Consider the following 1,271-nt stretch of genomic DNA (forward strand, 5'->3'; position numbering starts at 1 on the left):
ACCAGGAGGAACCCGAATCCCAGGTGAGGGCCCGGCGCCAGCGCAGCAGCGCCGGCGCAACCTGGTGATGGCCGCCACCGTGCTGATCTTCGCGCTGGTCGTGGCCGGCGCCGGGTTCACCGTGCGCGGCATCTACAAGGCGTTCAACCCCGATGACTATCCCGGCCCCGGCGGGGCGCAGGTCGAATTCGTCGTGGAGGACGGCTGGGGCGTGGGGATCATCTCCCGCAAGCTCGAGGAGATGGACGTCGTCTCCGACGACAAGCTGTTCGTCAAGGCCATGGACGCCTCCGCGGCCGGGAACAAGGTCATCCACCCGGGCACCTATGTGCTGCAAAAGCAGCTGCCGGCCGCCGAGGCCGTAGACCTGATGGTGGACAACCGCCCGGACAAGGTCTTCTACGTGGGCCTGAAGCAGAACATGCGCTTGAACGCGGCCCTGGAGGAAATCGCCAAGGGCTCGGGCTGGAGCTGAAGGAACTGACCGAGCTGGCCAACGACCCCGAACGCTTCGGCTGCCCGGGGAGGCGAAGAACCTGGAGGGCTACCTGCACCCGGGCGAATACCGCTTCGCCCTGGACACCAGCGCCGAAGAGGTGCTGCGCCAGCTGGTGGACTCCACCACCGCCACCCTGGCCGAGCACGGGGTGAACGACCCGGCCCAGGCTACCGGGTGCTGAAGATCGCCTCGATCCTGCAGGCCGAAGCCCAGCCGAAGGACTACGCGGTGGTCGCCGGCGCACTGAACAACCGGCTGTCCGAGCAGAACGACCAGACCCACGGGCTGCTGCAGGTGGACTCCGCGGTGATCTACGGGCTGGACCGCTACACCCTGCAGTTCTCCAAGCAGGAGAAGGCCGATAAGTCCAACCCGTACAACACCTACGTGCACCGCGGGCTGCCGCCCACCCCGATCGGCTCACCGGCCGACTCGGCGATCGCCGCGGCCGTGAACCCGCAGGAGAACGACTTCTACTACTGGGTGACGGTGAACATCGCCACCGGGGAAACCAAGTTCGCCCGCACCTACCAGGAGCACCAGCGCTACCAGCAGGAGTTCCGCGACTGGTGCCAGGCCAACCCGGGGCAGTGCTAGGCTCCATCGCCACCGAAGAACAACGCGCAAGCCACCGACAGTGAGGTAACCGTGAAGGCCGCAGTCCTGGGCAAGCCCATCAGCCACTCCAAGTCCCCGCAGCTGCACCGCGCCGCCTACCGGCTGCTCGGCGTGGACCTGGACTACCAGCGCCTGGAACTGGACCCGGCCGACG

1 protein-coding gene and 2 pseudogenes are annotated in these 1,271 nt (G+C 67.3%); all 3 read left to right on the forward strand.

Translation table 11 applies throughout. The features are described from left to right. Positions 1–475 (forward strand): annotated as a pseudogene (locus JCM19049_RS14505) (hypothetical protein); the annotation flags it as partial. Between the two features lie 198 nt (positions 476–673). Beyond that, positions 674–1,096, forward strand: coding sequence for an endolytic transglycosylase MltG (locus JCM19049_RS14510; protein WP_054821923.1), 423 nt, complete (start codon positions 674–676; stop codon positions 1,094–1,096). A 51-nt stretch (positions 1,097–1,147) separates the two neighbouring features. Beyond that, positions 1,148–1,271, forward strand: a pseudogene (locus tag JCM19049_RS21160) (shikimate dehydrogenase); the annotation flags it as partial.

This window comes from Arthrobacter sp. JCM 19049 (assembly GCF_001310435.1).